Consider the following 24300-nt stretch of genomic DNA (forward strand, 5'->3'; position numbering starts at 1 on the left):
AGCTGTTACCCCGTGGCTTGACCACGGGGTCCATAAAACAATAAAAAATACTAATAATTTTAGTATTTTTACTGGATATCGTGGTCAAGCCACGGTATGGTACTCAGTAGATTTCTCGCACCATGCAACAAGGTTCTGCCTCCGCGGGAATGATATTGAGTAGGTTTTACCGATCTATGCAACAAAGCTACCGCCCCTGCAGAATACAAATATCACATATTCATACTAAATTTGTAAAATATTGTATATAATTATTAATTATAATAGACATATTTAAAAAATTGTAATGTAATGACCCCTGGGTTCTTTAATTTTAATTAAGGTTTATATTATGATGCATATTTCTCTAAAATTATTGCGAAAATCAATTCAAAAAAATCTTGCAACATCTTTATTAACCACCTCAACCACAGCGATAATGTTGAGTAGTAGCGGGGCATTGGGTGTCGCTGCTGTGGCGGGTGTTATTTCTGTTGATAATGCAGCATTTAGTGATCTTCCCGCTGCCAATAATTGGGATGAGATAACGGCTGGAGGAATCTCTAATGGTAACCCTGCTCCCGGTCCTCAAGACAATGAGGCATTTACTTACGGTGGTAATCATGCTATCACTGCAGATAAAGCCGATCGTATTATTACGGCTATAAATGTTGCAGGTACTACTCCTGTAGCTCTAAATAGTACTCAAAATACCAGCATCGGTTCTATTGTTACAGGTGGTAACTTGTTACCTGTTACTATCGCTGACGGCAAAAGCTTAACTTTAACCGGTACTGAGGCAGTTGCTGCAAATCATGGTTTTAATGCTGCTGCTGATGATTATACAGGTTTAGGAGCTATTACCCTAGGCGGTGCCACTGCAAGCTTAACTATACAATCTGCAACTCCAACATTAATAACGCTTGCAGGAGCTATAGACGGTGATGATAATGATCATGGTGAAATAACTGTTAATACTCGAACAAGTTTTACCGGAGCGATCGGTGGGACCAAAACTTTGCATGCCATAACGTTTAATCACGGTCATGCAGGCGGAGTAAGTACAGCAGGAGCAATAAGTGCAAAAACAGTAACGATAGGAAAGGATGTAGGTAATGTTGCGTCAATGGTACAAACCGGACTAATAACTGGAGACGTGAATTTTGCAGCTGATGGTGAGTTAATGGCAAATAACGGTATAACCGGAGCAGTAACGACCGGAACTAATAATACTGGTAATCTGATAATCGGAGCAGGGGATGTAACCGGAGCGATAGGAATAAATGGCGGTAATATATTAAAGCAAGTGCTATTTAACGGTGTAAGTAACGTAGCAACCATTGATGCAACGAACGTGACCATTGATAATGGAGCAGCGGATGTAACGGCAACAGGAACAATTACAGCAGCAGTAAATTTTGCAGCTGATGGTGCGTTGATAGCAAAGCACGGTATAACCGGAGCAGTAACTGCAGCAGGAGGTAACGGTACATTAACAACAGCTGGAGTAGGGGTTACCGGAGCGGTAGGTACAAATGCAGCATCTCTAAAAGTTCTGAATGCTAAAGTTGATAATGGTGCTGCGGACCTTGTTTTTACAAGTGATATTTATGCACAAACCGTAAATTTTGATGATATTGCCGGCGGTGGAGCAGTCGGTACGATACAAGTCGGTGGTCATTTGATAGCTACAAATGTAAATTTCGGTGGTAATGCTCAGGGTGGTACTTTAGAATTCAACGGTCCTGTCGTTAAGCGTTATATATTAAACGGAACTATAGCAAACGGTAATAATGCTACAATTAATATTAATACTCGCGGTTTGGTTACTGCATATAATGCTAGTATCGGTACGGTTGCACAAATTAACATTCAAGATAATAAGATGTTTGCAATAAATGTTGCGAACACTGATGTTGAGATATTAAACGCTCAAGCTATTAATTTTAAAGGTGCAAACTCAAAGCTTGTTTTAATTAACAGTAGTGCTACAGATGATAGAGTTGTAACTATTAAAAATGATTTACCGGCGTTTGCAACCGGTGGCGGTGTGTTAATTCTTCTTAGCACAGCAAACTTTATAACCTTACAAGGTGATGGTGCAGCTAAAGCAATAGGTACGGCAGGAAATCAACTAGCATCATTACATGTTGTAGGGAAGGTAGCCTTGAATAATATAGATACTACAAATGTTCTTGCATTGAATATCATAAATACTACGCAGTTTGTTGATGTAGGCGGTATTACTAACCAAATTAATGTAATAAATATAGGTGCAGCAGATGCGATTCTTAGACGTCCTGCCGCTGCCGGTTCTTATACGATAGATGCAAATGGCGGTAATGTAGGAATTTTAGCAAACGGTCAGACTATCAATTTTGCCCATGAAGATGCAGAGTTAGTATTACAAAATAGTGCAGCCGGTAATGGTACAATAACATTAAATGCCGCACTTGATCCTGGAGCTCCAAATAAAGGTAAACTTGCTGTAGATTCAGGAGCTGCGGGCGGGAAAGTAATTCTTGCAAGTGTCGGAAATGCTACTTACGGTACTGCAATAAATAAATTAAAAGCATTAGAATTTAGAGGAAACGGCACATGCCAAATAGATACTGATATATTTGCTAACGATTTAGAATTATCAATGCCGGCAATGACCTATAATAAGGATATCAACTCTAATTTATCATTCAGTGCTGCTACTGCTTTAACTCAAAACGGTAATATTAACGGTAATGTAGATTTCAATAATCAAGCAGCAGTTATAACACTTGGTGCAAATAAAAATATCACCGTTAGTGTTACAAGCAGTAACGGAGTTAACGGTACAATCATCGCAACCGGTGCAAGTACTATTAATGGACCCATTACTAATATTGCTATGTTAAAAGTAGGTGCCGGGGCTGTAAGCATAACCCAAGGCGGTAATACTAGCATCACTGAAATCCAAGGTAACGGTACTGCACTCTTAACATTACCTGCAAACTTTAACTTAACAGGCAGCATAAATAAAACCGGCGGTCAGGCTCTGAAGTTAAACTTCACGAATGGCGGCAGTGTTAGCGGTGTTGTAGGGACTACGGCTAATTCGGTTGGTGATATCACAACGGCAGGCACAACAAAATTTGCAAGCAGTGTTAATGCAAAAGGTGCGGCGACGCTCTGCGATACTACAAGTTTTGCCGATACATTTACTAACACCGGTGCAGTGACTTTAGCTAAAGCTTCTATCACTAATTTTGCTAAAAATGTAACGGCTACCAGCTTTGCAGCTAACAATGCTACTATTAATTTCGGTAATAGCCTAGCCTTTAATAGTAATATAACAGGTAGCGGTACTACACTTACTTTAGGTGCAAGCCAAGTAACATATACCGGTACCGGTAGCTTTACCGATACACTAACCTTAAATACTACTTTTGATGGAGCAGCTAAGTCAGACGGTAATATCTTAATTAAATCAGGGAGTACTCTTGATTTATCAGGAGTTTCAACTTTAGCACTTGTTGTTACTGCTACTAATTTCGACATTAATAATATAAGCCCGGATACAAAATATACGGTAATATCTGCAGAAACAGCAGGCGGATTAAAGCCTACTCCCGCAGGTAATGTTAAAGTAACCGTTAATAATGACAACCGCTTTGTCAACTTTATTTTTGATGAATCGACTTTAACGTTATTTGCAGAGGATATAGCGGAAGAAGTGATAGAAGAAGATTTTAAACCGGGTGGGCTGCTTGCAAATATCCCAAATACTGCAAATGTAAAGAAATCGCTTGAGTTAATGGAGCAAGCACCAATCGGTTCAGATGCATGTTTAGCTTTCGATAATTGGGGTAAACTGCATCCAATCCAAGCAGCAGATGCTGTAACTCACCTCATGCAAGACGTTGTAAAGCCTAGCGATACTATAGCTGCTATTAATAATCAAGTGATGCTCAGTAATCTCTCAAGTAGCTTAATTAATCTAAATGCTAGAATGGATGCAATACAGCCGGCTGCCGTAGCTGCCGGTGATGAGGATAGAGATGCTAAGTTTGGTACGTGGATAAGACCATTTGTCGGTAATGCAACGCAGAAGATGCGTAACAATATAAGCGGTTATAAGTCTGATACAATCGGTGGCACTATAGGTTTTGATGGTTTAGTTAACGATGATTTAGCACTTGGACTTGCATATACAAGAGCCGATACTGATATCAAACTGAAAAATAATAAGACAGGTGATAAGAATAAGGTAGAGAGTAATATTTACTCTTTATACGGTTTATATAATGTACCTTATGAAAATCTTTGCGTTAAAGCTATAGCATCTTACTCGGATAATAAGATAAGAAGCAAATCAAGACGTGTTATTGCAACGGCACTAGAGACTGTCGGCTATCAAACCGCAAGCGGTAAGTATAAATCCGAAAGCTATACAGGTCAGTTAATAGCTGGTTATACCTATATGATGCCTGAGAACATTAGCTTAACACCGCTAGCTGGGCTTAGATATTCGGCTATCAAATATAAGGGTTATAAAGAAACCGGTACTACTAACCAAAACCTTACAGTTAAAGGCAAGAACTATAACACTTTCGATGGTTTACTCGGTGCTAAAGTATCAAGTAATATAAATGTAGGTGAAGTAATGTTAACTCCTGAGCTTTACGCAATGGTTGATTATGCATTCAAGAAGAAAGTTACGGCGATTGATGCAAGATTACAAGGTATGACTGCTCCTTTCCCAACCAACCGCTTTAAGCAAAGCAAAACAAGCTTTGATATCGGTGTTGGTATTACTGCTAAGCATCAAATGATGGAATACGGTATTCACTACGATACCAATATCGGCAGTAAGTATTTCGCTCAGCAAGGTAGTGTAAAAGTTCGTGTAAACTGGTAATATGCTCTAGGTCGTCATTGCGAGCAAGCCATAGGCTGCGTGGCAAGCTCATGAAATAATAACAAACTCCTGAGATTGCTGCGTCAATTACTTTGTAATTTCCTCGCAATGACAGAAAAACTGAACCATACAGAAATGACATCGAACATCTACAAAAATAATAAAAAAGCCTATATAGTTTGACTATATAGGCTTTTTTGCTTTATAATCTAGTCTTGAGAAGCTACTTAAATATCATTCCGGAATGGCGAGAAGGCATTGCCAGCGGGAATGACATATTCTCACTTAAAAACTTAGACAAAAAATTATGTTAGATAATATTAGAAAAACTGCCGATAGTTTTATAATGCGGGTTTTATTCGCAATGATAGCTTTTGCTTTTGTCGGATTTGGTATTAAAGATGTATTAAACGGAAGAAGAAGCGGCGATATTGTTACTTTTTCTCATGTGCAAAATATCTCCCAAGAAGATTTTTTGCGAGCAAAATCTTTAGCAATTAATGCTATAAGTAAGCAAACGGGAACAAGTTTAACAGATGAAGAAATAGCACAGTTAAATATTGATAACCAAATCCTTAAAAGACTTGTTTACGAGAATGTCTTAGATTATTTAGTTAGCTATTACGACTTAGATCTAAGTGATGATACAGTTAAAATTTTAGTTAAAGAATCACCGGTTTTTCAAAATGAGCAAGGTGTTTTTGATATAAAAATTTTTAAAACTTATTTTAGAAATTCTTATATGGATGAAGAAAAATATTTATTAAACTTTAAAGAAAAAGCTTTAAAAAACATTCTTGTCGGTAGTTTTGTAGAAAGTTTCTATGTTCCTAAAGCTATGACTGACAATATAGTAGATTATATGGCTGAAAAAAGAGAAGTAGAATTAATACAAATAGATTTACAAAATAAACCAAAAGATTTACAAATTTCTACCCCTACCGACCAGCAATTAAAGGTTTTTTACCAAGATAATAAAACCGCGTTTGAGGTACCTGAGAAACGCAGCTTTTCTTATATTAAGGCTAATATTAAGGATTTAAAAGTCTCAGTTACTCAAGATGAGTTGTTAGAATTTTATAATGAAAATAAAGATGAATTCGGTGATCAAAGCTTTGAATTGGTACAAAAACAATTGCATGATTTATTAAAGGCACAAAAAATCGACATCCTTAATATGGAGTTTGCTAAAAAGCTGGAAGATGAGACGGCGGCAGGGTCAAGCTTAGTTGAAATTGCCGAAAAATATAAGCTACCGATACAAAACGTTAACTATATAAGTTATGCAGAGCTTATTGAAGATAAAATAATTGCCGAAAATGCTTATAGTATTTTTGAGCTTTCGGAAGGAGAATTATCTTATCCTATAGAAGCAGAAGATAAAAGCTATCTTATATTGGTAGAATTAAAATCTATTCAGCCGACAAAAATACCTGAATTTGATGCTATTAAAGAGCAGGTAAATAAAGTTTGGACAAAGCAGAATATCGCTGATGTAAACTTAAAAATTATCAAGGATTTAGCAAATGAATATAATTCAGATCAAGAGAACATAAAAGATCTTAAAGCTACTGGAATAAAAATAAGCAAAAAAAGCTATATTAGATCCGAAATGGAAAATGATCTAACATTAACTCCTGAGATATTATTATCAATTTTTAATACTAAAATAGGCAGTAATACACCTATATTCCAAGTAGGTGATGAAGTATATTTTGCACATATTAAATCTAGAAGTATAGATGAATTAACAGCTAAAAATATTCATGTCAATTCAGAAAAAAATATAATATATAATATTAAAAATTCTGTAATTGACGAGCTAATTAACTACACAATTATTCAGAATGATATGCAGGTAAAAGCTAATTTTAGTAAGTAGGGAAATCGTCATTGCGAGGAAATTACGAAGTAATTGACGCAGCAATCCAGTTAAAAATGCTAATGTTTAGCATTTGTTTAATTATTTTTACTGGATTGCCACGTCGCTTCGCTCCTCGCAATGACGATTTGGGTATCCATGCAACAACGCCAACGCCATGCGGAAATGACATAATAAAGAGACCAATATAAAACAACAAAATAGAACTATGAGCTTTAAAGATTTACCGGAGTTTTTAAAATTTTTAGAAAAAAATGGTGAGTTAAAGCGTATTTCTCTTGAGGTTAAAACTGACCTAGAAATTACCGAGATTAGCAGAAGAGCATTAGCACAAGGCGGACCTGCATTACTTTTTGAAAATGTTATAAAAGCTGATGGAAGTAAATCCACTATACCAGTCCTAACTAATCTTTATGCTAGTATCTACCGCATTTGCATGGGGTTTAACCTTAAGTCACCCAAAGAATTAAGAGAACTTGGCGTTTTACTAGCATTACTTAAGCAGCCACAACCTCCCGCATCTTTTAAAGAAACATTATCAATGTTACCTCTTGCTAAGCGTATCTTTGCTATGTCTCCTAACACAATATCAAAAGCAGCTTGTCATGAAGTCGTCATTGACAAACCGAATATCAATATATTACCGATTCAAAAATGTTGGCCTGAGGACATTTCGCCTTTAATTACTTGGGGTATAGTAGTTACTAAAGGTCCAACAAAAGATAAGGTGGATAATTATAACCTTGGTATATATAGGATGCAAACAATAGCTCCTAATAAGCTATTGATGCGTTGGTTAAAGTTACGAGGCGGAGCAGAGCATCATAAACGTTGGAAAGAAGCAAAAAAAGAGCCGTTTCCTGCTGCCATCGTGATTGGGGCAAATCCAGCGGTCACTTTGGCAGCGGTGACGCCAATACCTGAGAATATTTCAGAATATAATTTTGCAGGTTTATTCGGTAATGAAAAAATCGAGCTGGTACAATGTAAAACTATTGACTTAAAAGTACCGGCACATAGCGAAATAGTGCTAGAAGGCTATGTAAGTTTAGAGGAGTATTTGCCTGAAGGCCCTTTTGGGGATCATACCGGATATTATAATGATATTGAAGAATTTCCTGTATTTACCGTAACTGCAATAACAATGAAGAAAAACCCTATGTATTTAAGTACTTATACGGGAAAACCGCCTGATGAGCCGTCAATCTTAGGTGAAGCATTAAATGAAATTTTTATTCCTATCTTGCAACAACAATTTCCGGAAATAGTAGATTTTTGGCTTCCACCTGAAGGTTGTTCATATAGAGTTGCAGTAGTATCGATTAAAAAATCCTATCCCGGTCATGCTAAAAGAATAATGCTTGGTATTTGGTCTTACTTACGGCAATTTATGTATAGTAAGTTTATTATCGTTGTAGATGATGATATTGATGTTCGTAATTGGCAAGAAGTGATTTGGGCAATAGCGACAAGAAGCGATCCAAAACGTGATACGAGCTTTATAGATAATGCCCCGATAGATTATTTGGACTTTGCATCACCCAAGCCAGGTCTTGGTAGTAAAATGGGAATAGATGCAACAGATAAAATGTACCCTGAGACAAATAGAAAATGGGGTAAAAAAATAGAAATGAGTCAGGAAGTTATCGACAAGGTTGATAGTATGTGGGATGGTTTAAAGATATAGGTTGCTCTATGTCATTCCCGCGGAGGCGGGAATCCAGAAAAATAACTTTAAATATCAGTATAAAAGTTATTTACTTAAAAAATAGACTAAAGTAATAAAAAATCTTTAATATCAAGATTTTTTAGTCTGGATTCCCGCCTCCGCGGGAATGACATATAGAGCCATACAATCATATAATATTATCAGAACTAAACATGTATAACATCCTGCACGAGACGATAATTAATAATTTCAAAGAAATTGCTGATAAATATCAAGAGCTTATTTTGTATTTCATGCAAGGCAAAGGGAGTATGATCCCTAGGAGCCTAATTGACAGTGATAAAAACAGGATTATAGCTTCTTTAATGGTAGAACAATTTTGGGCAAATACTGAAAAATTTTGTCAGCTTAATATTGAATATATTGATAAGTTAAGAGAGCTGACAACGCATAGCTTTGCAAAATTTGTCGGTAGTCCAGCAAAAGCTGTATTTTCTCCGGATAATCGAGATAAAAGATTTAAAGATTCTTCATAGGAGGATAATGCTTATTTTGACTTTGTTAAACAATATTATTTACTATCTAGTGAGTGGCTTAAGAAGAATATAGAACAATATGAGCTATCAAATGATCTCAAGCAACATTTAGAGTTTGTAACTAAACATTTTATTGATGCTTTTTCACCTGTAAATTTTGTTTTTTGTAATCCAAAAGTTTTACGTAAGACGTTAGAAAGCGGCGGTCAAAATCTAGTACAGGGATTAGAAAATTTCTTAAGAGATATAAAAAGTTCAGGTGATATATTAAATATTAAAACTACCGATAAATCCGCCTTTAAACTCGGTCAAAATATTGCGGCAACAAAAGGAAAAGTTATATTCCAAAATGATTTGATGCAGCTAATATGCTATGAGCCGAAAAAGAAAACTCATAAGATTCCGATATTTATTATTCCGCCATGTATAAATAAATATTATATACTCGATTTATCTCCGTATAATTCTCTAGTATCTTTTTTGGTAGAAAATAATTTTCAAGTTTTTCTTATTTCATTGGTTAACCCTGATATCTCTCTATCGGAAAAAGGCTTTGAGGATTACTTAAAAGATGGCATTTTAGCTCCTTTTGAGTATGTTAGAAATCTTGGTTTTGAGAAAATTGATTTTGTCGGCTATTGCATGGGCGGTACGTTCCTTGCTATAATTATCGCCTACTTTAAAGTAAAAAAATAGATTCTGTTCACAGTAGCACTTTCTTTACTACTTTGCTTGATTATACTCACCCGGGCGAGCTTGGAATATTTTTGAATGAAGCTACGATTAATTACATTAAAGAAGATATAAAGCTAAAGGGCTATTTTGATGGACAATATTTATCAAATAGTTTTAGTTTGCTAAGGGCAAATGATCTAATTTGGACGTTTTTTGTCAATAATTATTTGCTTGGTAAAAAACCTATGCCTTTTGATTTGCTATATTGGAATGTGGATTCTACTAACTTGCCGGCAAAAATTTATGAGGAATATTTACACAATACATATTGTAATAACTTGCTAAAAGAGTCTAATAATTTAGAGGTACTCGGGACAACAATAGATCTTGAAAAAGTTTGATTGCAACACTTTTTTCGTAGCCGCAAAAGAAGATCATATAGCTCCATGGCGTTCAATATATGATGGAGTAAAATTATTAAACTGACATAAGATTTTTTGTCTCACGGATTCAGGGCATGTAGCAGGTGTAGTTAATCCTCCTGCGATTGCTAAATATAATTATCGGCTTAACGATGACTTAAGTTCAAGTAGTCATGAGTGGCTTATAAAGGCTACGGAATATGAAGACTCATGGTGGAATTATTGGCTTGATTGGCTTATAAAAAATAATGATAATAAGCTAGTAGATTCTTTAGATTATCAGAATCTAAAGGCTATTGAAGAAGCACCGGGCAGTTATGTAAGGAAGTAGGTGTTGTTACTTCTATGTTATTCCCGCCTACGCGGGAATGACAATGGGTGTTTCTTGATCCATAGACACAACGCCTAAAATATAAATAAGTCATGAAGAGAAAAAATAATAAATTTATAGAAATATCTATTCCCTTTATCTTGGGAGTTGCTTTAGGTATTTATGGACAGAATACGGATTATTTTACTAATCTAATAAATCAAAAATCATTCGCTTTATCTGCTCCACAAATAAAGCATTACAATATTTCAGAGCTTTCAAGAAGTAAAGTTAGTACGTGTTTTACTCCACCTGCCGGTTGTACTAAGTTTATAGCCAATCAGATAGATAAAGCTGAAGAATCTATTTATATGCAGGCATACGGCATGAGCGATGCGTTAATTACTACTGCACTTATTAATGCACAGATGCGAGGAGTAAAAGTTAGAATATTGCTTGATCGTAGTAATTTAAAGCAGAAATTTTCTAAATTACACGAATTACAACGCGCAAAAATTGATGTAGGTATAGATAAAGTACCGGGCATTGCGCATAATAAAATTATAATTATTGATAAAAAGAAAGTAATAACCGGTTCGTTTAATTTCACGGCTGCTGCCGATAAACGTAATGCTGAAAATGTGATTGTTATAGAAGATCAGGAGCTAGCAGAGTCTTATTTACAAAATTGGTTAAACAGAAAGGCAAGTAATTGAGGGAAAGTGTTGCTGTATGGCTCTTACGTCATTCCTGTAAAAGCAGGAATTAAAAAAAAGTATAAATGCAGCAAATTTTTGAAATTAAAAGCTTGATTTATCTCGCTTTATTATGGATTCCTGCTTCCGCAGGAATGACATAAAAAAATAGTTAAAAATTACGCAGATTTCTTATACAAGTTTTTTGTACTTGTTCTGCCATATTCTGCATATTATTAGAAGCATGATGAACATTTTCAGCAATATGCTTATTTACGGCTTCAAATATTTTGTGTGAAGACTCATAAGCAATACCTGCTAATTCCTTAGCGTTATCCATAGATGTTGCATAAATAGATTTTAACATTTTTGATGACATTCACTAGCTTGTTTGAAATCTTTAGAATTTGCTGCTTCTTTAGTAGTATTCAAAATAGTATTAACATTATTTTGTGTAAGCTCAGAATTTTTCTTAAGCAAAGATTGCATGCTTTCTGTAGCAATTTTGTTAGTGGTTAAAAGAATATTCATAGCTCGTTGCATTGTATTTGTGATAGATGAAAGATTGACACTAGGGATATTTTTCATAGAACTCATATAAAATTCTGGATTCATATAGGATTTCATTAAATCTAAAAATAGTGTATTATTTAACATTATTTATTCTCCTAAAATAAATTAAATTTTTTATTTAAAAAATTTTTTGTGTTTTATAGGTTACGTATATGTAAACATCAACCCTCAATTCATGCTAACATGTTATAAAATTATGAGTCAATAATTGTTAGTATTAAGAATAATATTTAAAATAGTTAAGTTTTTATAAATGTTAGATATATCAATTCAAGAATTAATAGATAAGTGGCAAAAATACCTTGTTTTGCAAAGAAATTACTCTAATTATACAGTAATTTCTTATAATAATGACCTTAAGAATTTCTTTGAGTTTATGAATTATTATAATTCAGAGCTTGTAACGATAAATCATATTAAAAACGCAGATATAAGATTAATCCGAAGTTGGCTTGCAAAACGTAACTGTAATAATTTTACCACTTCTTCAATTTCACGTGGTTTATCTGCAGTAAAAAATTTTTATAGATTTTTAGAGAAAACAACACAATTAAATAGCCATATAATTTTTTCTATAAAATCTCCTAAAAAAACTAAATTATTACCAAAAGCTTTATCGGAGAATGATGTAGCAATATCCCTTGAACATATTGAAGAATACGGGAATGTTAAGTGGGTAGAACTTAGAAATAAATCCCTACTTGTTCTTATATATGCTTCAGGTCTACGTATATCGGAAGCATTATCAATTACGAAACTTCATCTACAAAATCTAGAATTTATAAGAATAATAGGTAAAGGTAGTAAAGAAAGAATAATTCCGTGGTTACCGATTGCTAAAAATTTAATTACCCAATATTTAGAAATATTGCCGTATAAGCTAGGGGATAATGAACCGATATTTAGAGGAAAGCAGGGTAAGAAATTGCAGCCACAGGTATTTAATCGTGAATTAATTAAATTAAAGCATTTTTATGGTTTACCGCAGCATTTAACTGCTCATTCATTTAGACATAGTTTTGCTTCACATTTGCTTGAGCATGGTGCAGATTTACGCTCTATTCAAGAGCTATTAGGTCATAAAAGTCTATCTACTACACAAAACTATACTAAAACAAGTATAAAGCATTTAGAGGCTGTATATACTACCGCATATCCAATTAAAAAATAAAATTAATATTCATAATCTTCTTGCGTTAATTTTAAGTTATATATTATATTATTTTAAAAACCTTATAAACTATATATACTAAAGCTAATATTGAGATATTAATATGTTAGAAACACCTAAATTACCTATGGGATATAAACCTTCTAAAGATGAAGAATATATGTGTCCTAATCACCTAGAATATTTTAGACAAAAACTTTTAAGATGGAAAGAGGATTTATTAAAGGAATCTCAAGAGACTTTAAATCATTTAAAGGAAGAAAATTTAAAAGAATCCGATCTTAACGATTGTGCTACTCATGAAACAGAAAGAGCTTTTGAGCTTCGTAGTAGAAATAGATATTGTAAATTAATGAGTAAAATAGAAGAGGCATTATCACGTATTCACAATGGGGAATACGGTTACTGTGAAGAAACAGGCGACCCAATAGGTATAAAAAGATTAGAAGCACGACCTATTGCTGCATTATGTATTGAAGCTCAAGAGCGTCATGAAAATTATGAGAGAAGTCATTTGGATAAGCCTGGGAATTAAAATTGTAATTGATGTGTATGGTTCAAAAAACCTACTCAATGTCATCCCCGGGTAGGCGGGAAGGCATTGTTGCGTAGACCGGCTTTTCGTCATTGTGAGAAGAATTACGTAGTACTTCGACGAAGCAATCCAGTAAAAAATTCTGATTTACAGAATTTTTTAATTATTTTTCTGGATTGCCGCGTCGCTTCGCTCCTTGCAATGATGGCTAAGGTATCCACGCAACAATGCCATGCGGGGATTACATAAACGATCCATGTAACAAGATCAACCTTTACAGAGGCAACACTACAATATTAATACATCTTAAAACCTAAAGAAGTTAGAGCATTTACCGTTTCAAATAAAGGTAATCCCATAACATTTGAATATGAGCCGGAAATAAATGAGATAAAAGCTTCTGCATAACCAGAAATTTTGCACCCGCCGGCTTTATCTCTCCCTTCATCTAAAGAACAATAAAAATTAATCTCTTCATCACTTAATTTTTTGAACTTAACAATAGTCTGAACTATTTTTTGTCTAACTGTAAGCTGATCATTCTCTTTTTTGATAATACATAAACCGGTATAAACACGATGACGACGCCCGGATACCATCTTAATACAATTCTTGACCTCTTCATAAGTAGTAGCTTTCGGCAATATTCTTCTACCTACTGCCGCTACCGTATCGGCAGCTATAATTATAGCTGATTCCTCTATTTGAGATGCAACTTTAATAGCTTTTTCGTAAGCAAGTCTTATGGCTAAGGGAGCGGGTAATTCACGCAAATTAGGTGTTTCATCTATATCTGCCGGAATAATTTGCGCAGGGATAATTTTGATTCTGTTTAGTAACTCAATTCTTGCAGGAGAGCTTGATGCTAATATAATCGGTAGGTTTTCTCTGTTCTGCTTCATACTTATAAAGACTAGTGACGATGAATCACACGCCCCTTAGTTAAATCATAAGGAGTCATTTCTACCGTAACTTTATCTCCTAGTAATATTCTGATACGATTTTTACGCATCCTACCGGAAGTATGAGCAATAATTTCATGATCATTCTCAAGCTTTACTCTGAAAGTAGCGTTAGGTAAAAGTTCAAGTATTGTACCTGTAAACTGAATGAGGTTGTCCTTTGACATTATAATTTATGTTTTTATGGTCGGGGCGGAGAGATTCGAACTCCCGACCCTCTGGTCCCAAACCAGATGCGCTACCAGGCTGCGCTACGCCCCGAGAATTAATTATGTCTATACTATATACTCTATTATTCGTAGCAAATCAATTTGTTTATGCAAAAATTTATAGATTTTGCTCAATAAAGCAAGATATCGTTATTGCGAGCAGGCATTGCCCGCGTGGACCGGTAAAATCCACTGTGTCACCTCGTGGCTTGCTAACTAGGTCCATAAAAATAATAAAAAATACTAATAATTTTAGTATTTTAACTGGATTGCTTTGTCAAAACTTACAGTTTTTTCTCGCAATGACGGTTTTGGTATTCCTTTCTATACAAAAATTAATAAAGTTTTGCGGTTTTCATTAAGAAGCTAAAATAGATAGGTTTTACTCTTGTATTCCTTAAGTTTTATATACGATTTACCTAATTGCTATAAAAATATATAAAGTTTAATTTATTTTAAACAAGAAAAAATAACCTACAATTACTTTTTATAAGTAGAGAATACTTTATGTTATAAGTATTCTTATAGATATTTTAGTATTTAATTAATGTTTTTCAATTAAAAGTAATGTGTTGTTTATATAACAAAATCATAAGTTAGAAAAATTTTTGTTCTTTCAATAATTATTAATTACTTCTTCTTACCCTCTTTTATTATTTTTTTTAATTAAAGCCCTGAATAAAAATTTAATTTTATTATTAACTTTTTTTAAAAGTGCAATGTAGGTTCTGTGAACATTTCTAATTGATTTACTATTTTGAGGTATTTGTTTTGCTGCAAATTATCAGATTTTTTTGAAATATGAATAACTATTCTGCCAAAAATCTTATTAATTCTTGCTAAAAAATACCTCGAAATAGTAAATCAATTAGAAATGTTCACAGAACCTAGCGACAATATTAAGAATTTTTATCTTAATCTCATTTACCAAAGATTTTTCAAAATCTTCCAAAATACAGAAAATTTATATTTGTTTAATGAATACTAGTCTCGAATTTATAATTTAGAAAATTAAGTCCAAATTTAGGAGATGTGATGTCAAGTCAACGAAAAAATACTCTAAAAAATTTAATTAAAAAAGGAACGTTTGCATCAACTGCGGCAATGATATTTGCTAGCACGAGTGCACTCGGGGTTCGAACCGTCATAGGTCCAAATGCCGTGTTATCCATGGGCTTTAACCTTGATGATGGAACGCCTTTTGCCTCAGGAGATGATTTAATACTTGGATGATTGTTTAATTTCACTACTGATGTTTCAATTGGCTCTTTAAATATAGGTGCCAATAATAACGTAGTTATGACTGTACCGGCCAATACAGCAATAAATCTTGGTAATGTTACATCTAGTGGTGCCGGCAGTGGACTAAAGATCAATGTTCCTAATAACGGGGCGAGTCTAACTTTAACAGGTAACAATTATTACATTAATCATATGAATTTTAACGGTACTGTTAGTACTTTGAGTGTTGCTTCTACTGTTCTTGCTCCTGCTAATTCTACTATTTTCTTTACTGAAGACACTATTATAACCGGTGTTCAGGGGCAAAACAATCTTACAATAGTTGTTGATACTGAATTTGTTGTTAAAGATCCGGCTTCGACTAAGGCAAATGCTATTAATATCGGTAATCTTGTAACCGATACTTCAGATTTAGGACTTTATCCTGGTGGACCTCCTGAAGTTGTCAACGCACAACCTATAGCAAATATCAATTGGACTGGTCCAATTTCCAATTACGTGGTAACTAATGAATTAAAAAATCAAGCAAAATTTATAGCTACCGTACCACTAGTTCCAGTGCAGGATTTATGGGGGCAATTAGGAGTACACGTGGCTGCTGGTGGCCAAGAAATTGCACTTAATGCAGCGGTAACGGAACAGGGGGGGAACAAAAAGGCTTAACATATTTATGACCGATGGGATAGCTAATGAGGCAGGACAATCTCTAAATGAAAATCCGGTTACAGTTATAGGAACTATCTTTACTCAAACTATTCAGATAGGGAATCAATATGAGCCTCTTGATCCGGGAGATCAGGATTATGGTGTAGATTGGGCAACGGCAATTGATACCGGCGTTGGAGGGGTAGTAAAATTTACGCACAACTCGTTAACACGATTGCAACAAAACGTAATTTCTGAAATAGATTTTAACGGTAAAGCTGCACAAGTAACAATAGGTGATGGTGCAAATGTCATTAACGGTCCTACTTGGCGGGAATATAGATAATAGAGCGATTGGAGGTGGAGGTGCCGGCATATTAAATGTTCTAGGTAGTTCAACAGTTTCTAAAAATATAGGAGCTACAAATACGATTGATACATTGAATGTTCAAGGTGATAATACTAAGGTTGTTGATTTGCAAGGTAATGTTACAGTTAATAATTTTACTAGTGATGGGATAGCTGCAGTAGTAGGAACATTAACTGCAAAAACAGGAGTGCAATATAATAATCTTGGGGCAACGCTAGCGTTTTCTAATCCGATAGGTGCTTATATTTTTTCAAGTCCTATTTTAGCAGGCAATGGTAGTGTAATAGTAGATACTAATCTTACCGCTACCGATGCTAGTATTGCTACGGCTAAAACTATTCAAATAGGAGTAAATTTCCCCACAGCGGCTCTTACTTTAGCAGTCGATAACCCGAATTTAAATCTTTTAGCGGGAGGAAATCAAATTAATTTTAAAAGTGCCGATGCTGTTTTAGTTTTAGCTGCACCTGTTGTGCAAGCCGTAACATTTGGTGATAATTTAGACGGTTTTGCAGGCGGCGGTAATATAACCTTAAACGGGACTAATGCTTTAACCATTCAAGGTAGGGCATTTGGTGCTGTTAATAAACTAGCTTCGGTTAGACTATAGAAACTGTTACAGCTGGTGGAGGAATTAACCTTAGCGGTATTACAACTCTTAATGTTACAGGAAATAGTAACTTTACCGATCAAACTGCTACCTAGGCAAGTGCTACTAAATATAAATATCGGTGATAATAGTGGAGTCGGGATGTATATTTTAATGCCTAATGCGGATTTTAATATTAGTACTGCTAATATGAAATTCAAAAATGCCAGTTCAATATTAAATATCCAAAGTAACGGAAATGTAACGGTTACAATGAACGGGGATTTAAATCCCAGTGCAGTGGCAAGTGGTATAGTTCAGTTAAGCTCAATCGGCGGCAACACTTTAATATTAGATGGAGCAGGTTTTAATTTAAGTATAGTAGGAGTAGGCGGTAATCTTTTAAATAGTGTGACTTTTTCAGGAGCAGGGAATATTACTGTAGTCCCGACGATTAATACGAAAAATGCTATTCTCACCGGTATAACAGGTAATCTAATACTTAATAACGTTAATGCACCGATTAATTTTACAACCACCACCAATCTTACGGTAAGTGATGTTATAGGAGCTATAAATTTTGCAAATAATGCCGGAACATTACGTTACTAACGGCTCAACAATTACCGGTGATATAGATAGTACTATAGATTCTAATGGTACGATAAATTTTGGTGCAGGTACGGAGGTTACGGGTGCAGTTGGGGCTAATAATGCTAATTACGCTCGTGAATTTTAATGCAGGCGGTAATGTTACTTTAGATTCTCTTCTAAGGCTACAAATTTCAGTATCAGTAATGGTACTAATGTGATTGCCGGTGATTCAATGACGGGTGCTGTAAATTTTGCTGCCAGTGCAGGTACGTTAGTACTACAAAACGGTCTTAATGGAGCAATTACTACAGATACTGTAAATACTGAAACGGTAACTATTAATGGCGGTAATGTTACCAGTACTATCACGGCAGTTGCTTTAGTAAACATAGGTCCTAACCCTGTTACTTTCGGTGCTAACGTAAGCTCAACTAACGTGGCTCTTACTAATAATGCCTCTTCTTTAACTGTTGGCATCAATGTTGTTTTAACAAGTGCAGTTACAACTGCTAACCCAAATAATGGTGTATTAAATTGAGCTCCGAATAGTAGTGTTGTCGGTAATATAGGTACTAATGCCGCTGCTATTGCTGCAGTGAACATAGGTGCAGGTCCTGCAAGCCTTACCGGGAATGTTTATGCGGGTGCAGTTGCTTTAACTAATGCTTTATCTTCTTGAACTCTTAATAATGGTACTAACGTTAATGGTGCTATCAAAAATACTTCAGGTAATAACGGTATACTTATATTTAACGGCGGTAGCATAATAGGTGCTACAGGGGCTCTGGGAGCAGCATTAAATACAGTAACTTTTAATGCGAACGGTGATTTACCCGTAGCCTCATATGCTCAGACTTTTAATGTTAATAATGCAGCAATTGTTAATGCACCTAATGGAGTAACGGGAAGTGTTATGGTAAATTCTTGAACGTTTACCGGTAATAATATTACCGGTAACGCACATTTGGCGGTGTCGGAACTATTAACATAACAACTATTATTGGACAGACTAATTTTGCCGGTAATGCAGGTACGGTTAATGTTAATTATACAGGAATTTTACAAGCCGTTATTAGTAGCACAGCAGCAGGTAATTTAGTATTTTTAGGAGGCGGTAACGTTACCGGAGTCATAAATAATATTGTGGCAATTACTGTTAATGCAGTGGGCAATAAAACGATTATCTTTCAAAAAAGTGTGTCCGCTGCTTCTTTAACACTTGGTAACAATGCTGTGGCGAATTTACAAGACTCGCTTACAACAAGCGGTAACGTGATTTTACCAATGGCGGTATTTTAGAGTTTTCAGGTACAAATTCTGCAGGTTATTTACTTAACAGCCAAATTACAAATGGGAACACAGGAACATTAAACGTTTATACTACCGGCACTACTTTAACGGCTACTGATTCAAGTATAGGTACGGTAAACACAATTAATATCGGGCAGGGAAATGCAGCCGCAGCATTTACTGTAGACGTATCTAACAAGGCTTTAACTCTAGGCAGTGCTATTAATTTAAATAATACTAAATTCGTATTTGGTTTAACTACTAGCAAAAATCAACAAGTTACCTTTACGAATAGTGTCAATGGTGGCAATGCGGGCGGTACTGTTAATTTAAGTAGTATTTCTAGTACTCCGCCAAATAAGAATGTATTAACTTTGCAGGGTAATGTTGGTAATGAAACTCTTGGTACAAAGGCAAATACTCTTGCTGTTATAAATGTGAGTGGTAATGTCGGAGTTGTTGGTACTAATGCTAAGTTAGGTACAAATGGACTTGATGTGAGGAATACTGCGGTGCTTAATATTGCTGCTAGTGGGGTTTTTGTCGATGCATCACTGACCTCGGCAAGAATTGGTGAACTGAACATCGGTGATGCTAATGCTGGACCGGCCGTTTATGCACTTGATGCAATAAATGCTGATTTTGACTTAGATGCACCGGGTGTTGCATTTAAAAACGATTCATCTATTTTAAAATTAATGACTACTTCGGCAGATGTCAATACCCCAAGTACAATATATCTAACCGGTAATATAGAGCCTCTTACAGCACATACGGTTATAGTTGAATTAAATGCACAAAATGCTGGAGTTACATTAATAATAGACGGTGATAAAAATAAAGGAATGAATCCTGATACCCGTTCTCTTGGTACTGTTGATTATCCGCTAAAACAAATAACTTTTTTAGGAGACGGAGACATAGGAATAACGGCTTTTGCTATGGATACTATTAATATATCCATTCCAGTACTAGGGATTGAGACAGTTAACACTAATGTATTCTTTGCTCCTCCTACCGGAACTGGTGGACCTACTCAATTCAGTACTACAATAGTTAAGGGGAGTATGGATTTTCAAAATGTTACCGGTACAGCAATTTTTAAAACCGCAAATAATACAGTCCTAAGTATCACAGGTAATATCACTAGTACCAGCTGTCAACCAAAGGTACTATAGGTACGGTTGACGGTAACGGAAACTCAACGCACACAATTATGAACCTCAAAATGTTAAAAACAGGAACTGACAAAAGCACCGTCACAATTAATGCCGGCGGTAATATGTCAATTGCTGAGATTCAAGGAGTCGGTACGGGTACTATAGAATTTACGCAACCAACTAGTTTAGCTGGTACTATTACGGGGAATGGCGTTAATTTAATGTTTACCGGTCCAAGTAGCGTTAGTGTGGCTATAGGTAGCAGCACTTCAAAAGTTGGTGATATAACCGTTAGCACTGATTTGCTGAATTGTACTAGAGATGTTAATGCAGGAAATATAATTTTAATTGATGGTGGTGATATAAAATTTAATGGACATTAAGATTATCAGAAGAAATAAATGGGCTTATTATATTATGTTTATTGACTTGAAAGAAATTTATAATAATTTTACCCATAGTTAAAATATTCTCCTTTACTTGATGAGATAAAACTTGTAATAAAATTGGCTTCTGTGTTTCTGATTTTGCGGTTTTATATATTATTTCTTCTATTGTAGCCCATTACTTTGGTTTGAGTCCTTGACTTAAGTCCTTAATATTCAGCGTATCTGAAAAAGGTTTTACACATAGGGACATCAATTTTTTTACTTGTGCAATAATAAACGGTTCATATAAGTTTTTTTACTCAAAATATCTTGTAGCTCAAATTTCAATACAATAGTCATGATATTTTTCTGTTCCTCGGTAGTTATAGTAGCATTTGTATTGGAAGCAGAATTAGGCAGAACATATCCTGTGCCTTTGGAAGTGGCAAGTACATCCAAATGAAAATGTTTCTGCCCATCTATTACAGTAATATTAGTATTTTTGCTTCTTCATTCTTACTCTGAGAAATAGCATAGATATAAGAAAAGATTTTTTCTCGCTCTACTTGTATTTTATCATTTGCGATTGTTCTAATTAATAATGAAATGGCATCTATAACAATAAAAAAATCTTTGGTATCAAGTGTTTCTAGAAAAGATTTAGTATCACCGCTAGTTTTTTAAATAAATTTACAGATTTTCCTAGCTCTTCAATTATAAATTTTTGTCCTTCATCTAGATTTTGACGCTTTGCGTCCTTACGGAGTTTACTCCCTTCTACTTTAATTTTAGCTTTTTTCTTCTTTTAGTTTTATAATCAGCAACAGAAATTATATAAGATACAGCATCTTTTAATTGTGCTTTAATTTCCGGAGTGAACTGACCATTACTATCTCTAAAAATATTAGTGAATTGTTGATATGTAGAGTCAACAACATCATTTGCACTATTATCTCTAATTACGACTGAACATCTAACTTTTTCGGCTAATTCTAATATTTGCCGGTAAATATATAAATTAAGAATTGTTTGCATAGAATTTATAAGTTGATTATGAATCCCCGGACATTCTATAATATTAATGCCACCTTTATCATTAGATATAAAGAAATTATTAACAAGCTTATATCCATTATTCGCTTGATGATGTATTTTTTCATTATATTTCGGTTCTTTCGCATATAAAGATCGGTCTTCATCTTCTTCTAATTTTTGTCCGCTTAAAAAACAACTAATAGTAGTTACACCTACTCCGTTCATCCCTACCATTACAATTAGTTTATTTATACTATTTCCTGTTTTAGTCATTTCATTATGTCTTTCTGCAATTAATCTTAAAAGCTTATTACCGTTCTTTATGAACGGTCTTTCCAACTTATAGTAATTTTTAAGAGGTTGTAAATTTTTATTTTCGATTTCAGAATCGAGGTTTCGCGCTTTTGTTTTCTTTAAATATGCATTTACAGAATTTTCATTTAAAATATCTACTTCGGAAACGAGCTGAAATTCTGAATTATCATTAAAATTAGGAGAGATTTTTAATTCTGCTAACTTATGCTGATTATTATGTTTTATCTCTAATAAAGTTTTTATTCCGATATTAGTGATTGTTTTATTACTTACTAAAGAAAGTTTAGTTATTGTTTTGTTAAGCCTAAATATTTCGGCTAAAATTTTTGTTTGCTTATCATTTATACCGCAATTGTCCAAAAATACTCGCTCGATAGTCTTATTATTTCTTAAATAATTTGCTATATATTGTATATCTTCCATTATAAAGGGGTAGTTACTAAAATCCAAAGCAATTACCTGGATAAACTCTGCAAGCCCGCTATTTGGGTTTACTAATATTTCATTAAATATAGACCGAGTGTTGTTAGAAAGCCAAGCTATAATATCTTTATTCATACTTAGATATGAAGCTTGTGTTTGGAGTTAATATCTCTTTAATATTACGTAATTTCATTAATATATTACATTCTTCAAGAATAGTTAAGTTTGGAGTGTTTTGTTGTTCCAAAATATTATTCAATACTCCGTCAAAAAATCATATATATTTTTTAAACCTCGTTCCTGTTTGAGGCTCCCCACCAACTAAACATATATATTTACCTAAAATAATTTATATTACTCCAAATACAAACATTTTTGCCCCGTAAGTTGAATAAATAAATATTAATACTACTTAAAAAAATTTTTGAGTAAGTAAATTTACAACCAGAATTTAAAGGTGAATTGGTGAAATTCTGAGGATAAGAAAATTCTATTTTTTATATTGTAAAAAATTATCACTTCTATTTTTAAATTGAATTAATAGAGGATATTGTATATATATTTTGAAAGGTAAAATTTGAGATTATTTTTCTTTTGTAATTTTATCATATTTTTTTAGTTTGATAAGTATGGACTCTAGATTATCTAACTTAATCATACATGGACCATCACTTGGAGCGTTATCGGGATCTTGATGTACTTCCATATACATACCGGCGATACCTACAGCAGTTGCTGCCTTTGCAAGTAGCTCTACATATTTTCTGTCCCCTCCGGTACTATCTCCTAGTCCTCCAGGCTGCTGAACGGAATGTGTCGCATCAAAAACTATAGGTACATTTAATTCTGCCATTATTGCAAGACTACGCATATCAGATACCAAATTATTATAACCAAAACATGCTCCCCGCTCTGTAAATAATATATCCTTTACTCCAAAAGCTTTTAGTTTTGTTTGTACATTTTTCATATCCCATGGAGCTAGAAACTGTCCTTTTTTTACTTTTACTATTTTACCTGTTTTTGCTGCAGCTTGGAGCAAATCAGTTTGTCTACATAAAAATGCCGGAATTTGTAAAATATCTGCTACTTCGGCTGTTTCAGTACATTGACTCTCTGAATGAATATCAGTAACAATAGGGCAATCGAATTCAGATTTTACTTTTGATAAAATTTCTAAACCTTTCTCAATACCAAGTCCTCTAATCCCATTGACGGAAGTTCTATTAGCTTTATCAAAAGAAGATTTATAAATAAATGAAATCTCCAGCTTGCTAGTTAATTTAACAAGTTTTTCTGCCATAAACAACGCATGATCTTTTCCTTCAATCTGACAAGGCCCTGCAATGAGAACAAATGGTAAATCATTTCCTATTTTGATATTGTTAAGTTTTACTATTTTTTGCATAATTCTTAGAGTTAATTATTGAGTGATGCACGGATTAGTGTTTCTATGTTATATCAGGTACTGATTCATTTTCTATTAAGTCATTGTTAATTATCAGTGTATAATATTTTTCTTTTATTGTTGTTAAATCGTAATTACCATGATAATAACCTTCTAGGTTAATAATGTTCTTTAAATAAAAATTTATCTGCTCTGTTTCTAACGGCTCATCTATATTTTTTATAATAGACGACTTAATATTAATTAAATATGCTTTTATTTTTTTTAATTCTTTAATAATTATAAAAATATCATGCGGTTTTGTTACCAATATTCCTACAAACAAAATTAATAATATTTGTGTTAAAGACAT

General features: G+C 34.1%; 27 protein-coding genes, 1 tRNA gene and 2 pseudogenes. 17 read left to right on the top strand and 13 right to left on the bottom strand.

Annotation, left to right across the window (positions count from 1 at the left end; genetic code table 11):
- Positions 1 to 331: 331 nt before the first annotated feature.
- The 7 genes and pseudogenes from ACKTSD_RS01440 (at position 332) to pld (ending at position 11080) form a co-directional block, all read left to right on the top strand.
- Positions 332 to 4870: an autotransporter outer membrane beta-barrel domain-containing protein gene (locus tag ACKTSD_RS01440; protein ID WP_412707671.1), complete on the top strand. Its 4539-nt coding sequence runs from the start codon at positions 332 to 334 to the stop codon at positions 4868 to 4870.
- Positions 4871 to 5177: 307 nt separating this feature from the next.
- Positions 5178 to 6752 (top strand): SurA N-terminal domain-containing protein, encoded by a 1575-nt coding sequence (locus ACKTSD_RS01445; protein ID WP_412707672.1) that lies wholly within the window; start codon positions 5178 to 5180, stop codon positions 6750 to 6752.
- Positions 6753 to 6960: 208 nt separating this feature from the next.
- On the top strand, positions 6961 to 8439 hold the full coding sequence (locus tag ACKTSD_RS01450) for a UbiD family decarboxylase (RefSeq protein ID WP_412707673.1): 1479 nt from the start codon (positions 6961 to 6963) through the stop codon (positions 8437 to 8439).
- A gap of 194 nt (positions 8440 to 8633) precedes the next feature.
- A complete protein-coding gene (locus tag ACKTSD_RS01455; protein ID WP_412707674.1) occupies positions 8634 to 8957 on the top strand; it encodes a hypothetical protein in 324 nt (107 codons plus the stop codon).
- Between the two features lie 15 nt (positions 8958 to 8972).
- A pseudogene (locus ACKTSD_RS01460) lies at positions 8973 to 9653 on the top strand (PHA/PHB synthase family protein); the annotation flags it as partial.
- A 32-nt stretch (positions 9654 to 9685) separates the two neighbouring features.
- Positions 9686 to 10033, top strand: a complete 348-nt coding sequence (locus ACKTSD_RS01465) for a hypothetical protein (protein WP_412707675.1) — start codon at positions 9686 to 9688, stop codon at positions 10031 to 10033.
- A 444-nt stretch (positions 10034 to 10477) separates the two neighbouring features.
- Complete coding sequence (gene pld / locus ACKTSD_RS01470) at positions 10478 to 11080, top strand: phospholipase D (protein ID WP_412707676.1); 603 nt, start codon at positions 10478 to 10480, stop codon at positions 11078 to 11080.
- A gap of 151 nt (positions 11081 to 11231) precedes the next feature.
- On the opposite strand, the pseudogene ACKTSD_RS01475 reads toward pld, so the two are convergent.
- Positions 11232 to 11716, bottom strand: a pseudogene (locus ACKTSD_RS01475) (phasin family protein).
- Positions 11717 to 11885: 169 nt separating this feature from the next.
- On the opposite strand from ACKTSD_RS01475, the gene ACKTSD_RS01480 reads away from it, so the two are divergent.
- Both ACKTSD_RS01480 and dksA read left to right on the top strand, forming a co-directional pair.
- Entirely contained in the window at positions 11886 to 12803 is a 918-nt protein-coding gene (locus ACKTSD_RS01480; protein WP_412707677.1) for a tyrosine recombinase XerC, read from the top strand.
- A 103-nt stretch (positions 12804 to 12906) separates the two neighbouring features.
- A complete protein-coding gene (dksA, locus tag ACKTSD_RS01485; protein ID WP_412707678.1) occupies positions 12907 to 13338 on the top strand; it encodes an RNA polymerase-binding protein DksA in 432 nt (143 codons plus the stop codon).
- Positions 13339 to 13634: 296 nt separating this feature from the next.
- Here dksA and ACKTSD_RS01490 read toward each other — a convergent pair whose 3' ends face one another.
- The 3 genes from ACKTSD_RS01490 to ACKTSD_RS01500 all read right to left on the bottom strand — a co-directional run bounded on the left by ACKTSD_RS01490 (position 13635) and on the right by ACKTSD_RS01500 (position 14561).
- A complete protein-coding gene (locus ACKTSD_RS01490) occupies positions 13635 to 14240 on the bottom strand; it encodes a Maf family protein (RefSeq protein ID WP_412707679.1) in 606 nt (201 codons plus the stop codon).
- An 11-nt stretch (positions 14241 to 14251) separates the two neighbouring features.
- Positions 14252 to 14467: a translation initiation factor IF-1 gene (gene infA, locus ACKTSD_RS01495; protein ID WP_412707680.1), complete on the bottom strand. Its 216-nt coding sequence runs from the start codon at positions 14465 to 14467 to the stop codon at positions 14252 to 14254.
- Between the two features lie 17 nt (positions 14468 to 14484).
- Positions 14485 to 14561, bottom strand: a tRNA-Pro gene (locus tag ACKTSD_RS01500).
- A 983-nt stretch (positions 14562 to 15544) separates the two neighbouring features.
- Between ACKTSD_RS01500 and ACKTSD_RS01505 the strand changes: the two genes are divergently transcribed.
- The 6 genes from ACKTSD_RS01505 to ACKTSD_RS01530 are packed head-to-tail and all read left to right on the top strand — an operon-like array spanning position 15545 to position 18094.
- Positions 15545 to 15742, top strand: coding sequence for a hypothetical protein (locus ACKTSD_RS01505; protein WP_412707681.1), 198 nt, complete (start codon positions 15545 to 15547; stop codon positions 15740 to 15742).
- Positions 15743 to 16414, top strand: coding sequence for a hypothetical protein (locus tag ACKTSD_RS01510; RefSeq protein ID WP_412707682.1), 672 nt, complete (start codon positions 15743 to 15745; stop codon positions 16412 to 16414). It begins immediately after the preceding gene.
- 7 nt (positions 16415 to 16421) lie between these two features.
- Positions 16422 to 16742, top strand: a complete 321-nt coding sequence (locus ACKTSD_RS01515) for a hypothetical protein (protein ID WP_412707683.1) — start codon at positions 16422 to 16424, stop codon at positions 16740 to 16742.
- Positions 16705 to 17376 carry a hypothetical protein gene (locus ACKTSD_RS01520; RefSeq protein WP_412707684.1) on the top strand — a complete coding sequence of 224 codons (672 nt, stop codon included), beginning with the start codon at positions 16705 to 16707 and terminating at the stop codon, positions 17374 to 17376. The genes ACKTSD_RS01515 and ACKTSD_RS01520 overlap by 38 nt, the downstream gene beginning before the upstream one ends.
- Before the next feature lie 51 nt (positions 17377 to 17427).
- Entirely contained in the window at positions 17428 to 17967 is a 540-nt protein-coding gene (locus ACKTSD_RS01525; RefSeq protein ID WP_412707685.1) for a hypothetical protein, read from the top strand.
- Positions 17945 to 18094, top strand: coding sequence for a hypothetical protein (locus tag ACKTSD_RS01530; RefSeq protein ID WP_412707686.1), 150 nt, complete (start codon positions 17945 to 17947; stop codon positions 18092 to 18094). The genes ACKTSD_RS01525 and ACKTSD_RS01530 overlap by 23 nt, the downstream gene beginning before the upstream one ends.
- A 14-nt stretch (positions 18095 to 18108) precedes the next feature.
- On the opposite strand, the gene ACKTSD_RS01535 is transcribed toward ACKTSD_RS01530, so the two are convergent.
- From ACKTSD_RS01535 to ACKTSD_RS01550, 4 genes are all read right to left on the bottom strand, one after another.
- Positions 18109 to 18552 carry a hypothetical protein gene (locus ACKTSD_RS01535; protein ID WP_412707687.1) on the bottom strand — a complete coding sequence of 148 codons (444 nt, stop codon included), beginning with the start codon at positions 18550 to 18552 and terminating at the stop codon, positions 18109 to 18111.
- 33 nt (positions 18553 to 18585) lie between these two features.
- Positions 18586 to 18714 (bottom strand): hypothetical protein, encoded by a 129-nt coding sequence (locus ACKTSD_RS01540; protein WP_412707688.1) that lies wholly within the window; start codon positions 18712 to 18714, stop codon positions 18586 to 18588.
- Between the two features lie 281 nt (positions 18715 to 18995).
- A complete protein-coding gene (locus ACKTSD_RS01545; RefSeq protein WP_412707689.1) occupies positions 18996 to 19121 on the bottom strand; it encodes a hypothetical protein in 126 nt (41 codons plus the stop codon).
- A gap of 203 nt (positions 19122 to 19324) precedes the next feature.
- Complete coding sequence (locus tag ACKTSD_RS01550) at positions 19325 to 19507, bottom strand: hypothetical protein (protein ID WP_412707690.1); 183 nt, start codon at positions 19505 to 19507, stop codon at positions 19325 to 19327.
- 106 nt (positions 19508 to 19613) lie between these two features.
- Here ACKTSD_RS01550 and ACKTSD_RS01555 point away from each other — a divergent pair, with 106 nt between their 5' ends.
- Both ACKTSD_RS01555 and ACKTSD_RS01560 read left to right on the top strand, forming a co-directional pair.
- Positions 19614 to 20417: a hypothetical protein gene (locus tag ACKTSD_RS01555; RefSeq protein ID WP_412707691.1), complete on the top strand. Its 804-nt coding sequence runs from the start codon at positions 19614 to 19616 to the stop codon at positions 20415 to 20417.
- 50 nt (positions 20418 to 20467) lie between these two features.
- Positions 20468 to 20782 (top strand): hypothetical protein, encoded by a 315-nt coding sequence (locus tag ACKTSD_RS01560; RefSeq protein WP_412707692.1) that lies wholly within the window; start codon positions 20468 to 20470, stop codon positions 20780 to 20782.
- 264 nt (positions 20783 to 21046) lie between these two features.
- Here the strand turns inward: ACKTSD_RS01560 and ACKTSD_RS01565 are convergent, their stop codons facing one another.
- From ACKTSD_RS01565 to ACKTSD_RS01585, 5 genes are all read right to left on the bottom strand, one after another.
- On the bottom strand, positions 21047 to 21226 hold the full coding sequence (locus tag ACKTSD_RS01565) for a hypothetical protein (protein ID WP_412707693.1): 180 nt from the start codon (positions 21224 to 21226) through the stop codon (positions 21047 to 21049).
- 318 nt (positions 21227 to 21544) lie between these two features.
- Positions 21545 to 22675: a leucine-rich repeat domain-containing protein gene (locus tag ACKTSD_RS01570; RefSeq protein ID WP_412707694.1), complete on the bottom strand. Its 1131-nt coding sequence runs from the start codon at positions 22673 to 22675 to the stop codon at positions 21545 to 21547.
- Positions 22668 to 22799: a hypothetical protein gene (locus ACKTSD_RS01575; protein ID WP_412707695.1), complete on the bottom strand. Its 132-nt coding sequence runs from the start codon at positions 22797 to 22799 to the stop codon at positions 22668 to 22670. The genes ACKTSD_RS01570 and ACKTSD_RS01575 overlap by 8 nt, the downstream gene beginning before the upstream one ends.
- Positions 22800 to 23123: 324 nt before the next feature.
- A complete protein-coding gene (gene kdsA / locus ACKTSD_RS01580; protein WP_412707696.1) occupies positions 23124 to 23948 on the bottom strand; it encodes a 3-deoxy-8-phosphooctulonate synthase in 825 nt (274 codons plus the stop codon).
- A gap of 43 nt (positions 23949 to 23991) precedes the next feature.
- On the bottom strand, positions 23992 to 24300 hold the full coding sequence (locus tag ACKTSD_RS01585; RefSeq protein WP_412707697.1) for a DUF2672 domain-containing protein: 309 nt from the start codon (positions 24298 to 24300) through the stop codon (positions 23992 to 23994).

Origin of the sequence: Candidatus Rickettsia kedanie (assembly GCF_045865205.1) — a bacterium.
In the GTDB taxonomy this organism is placed as follows: Bacteria; Pseudomonadota; Alphaproteobacteria; order Rickettsiales; family Rickettsiaceae; genus Rickettsia; species Rickettsia australis.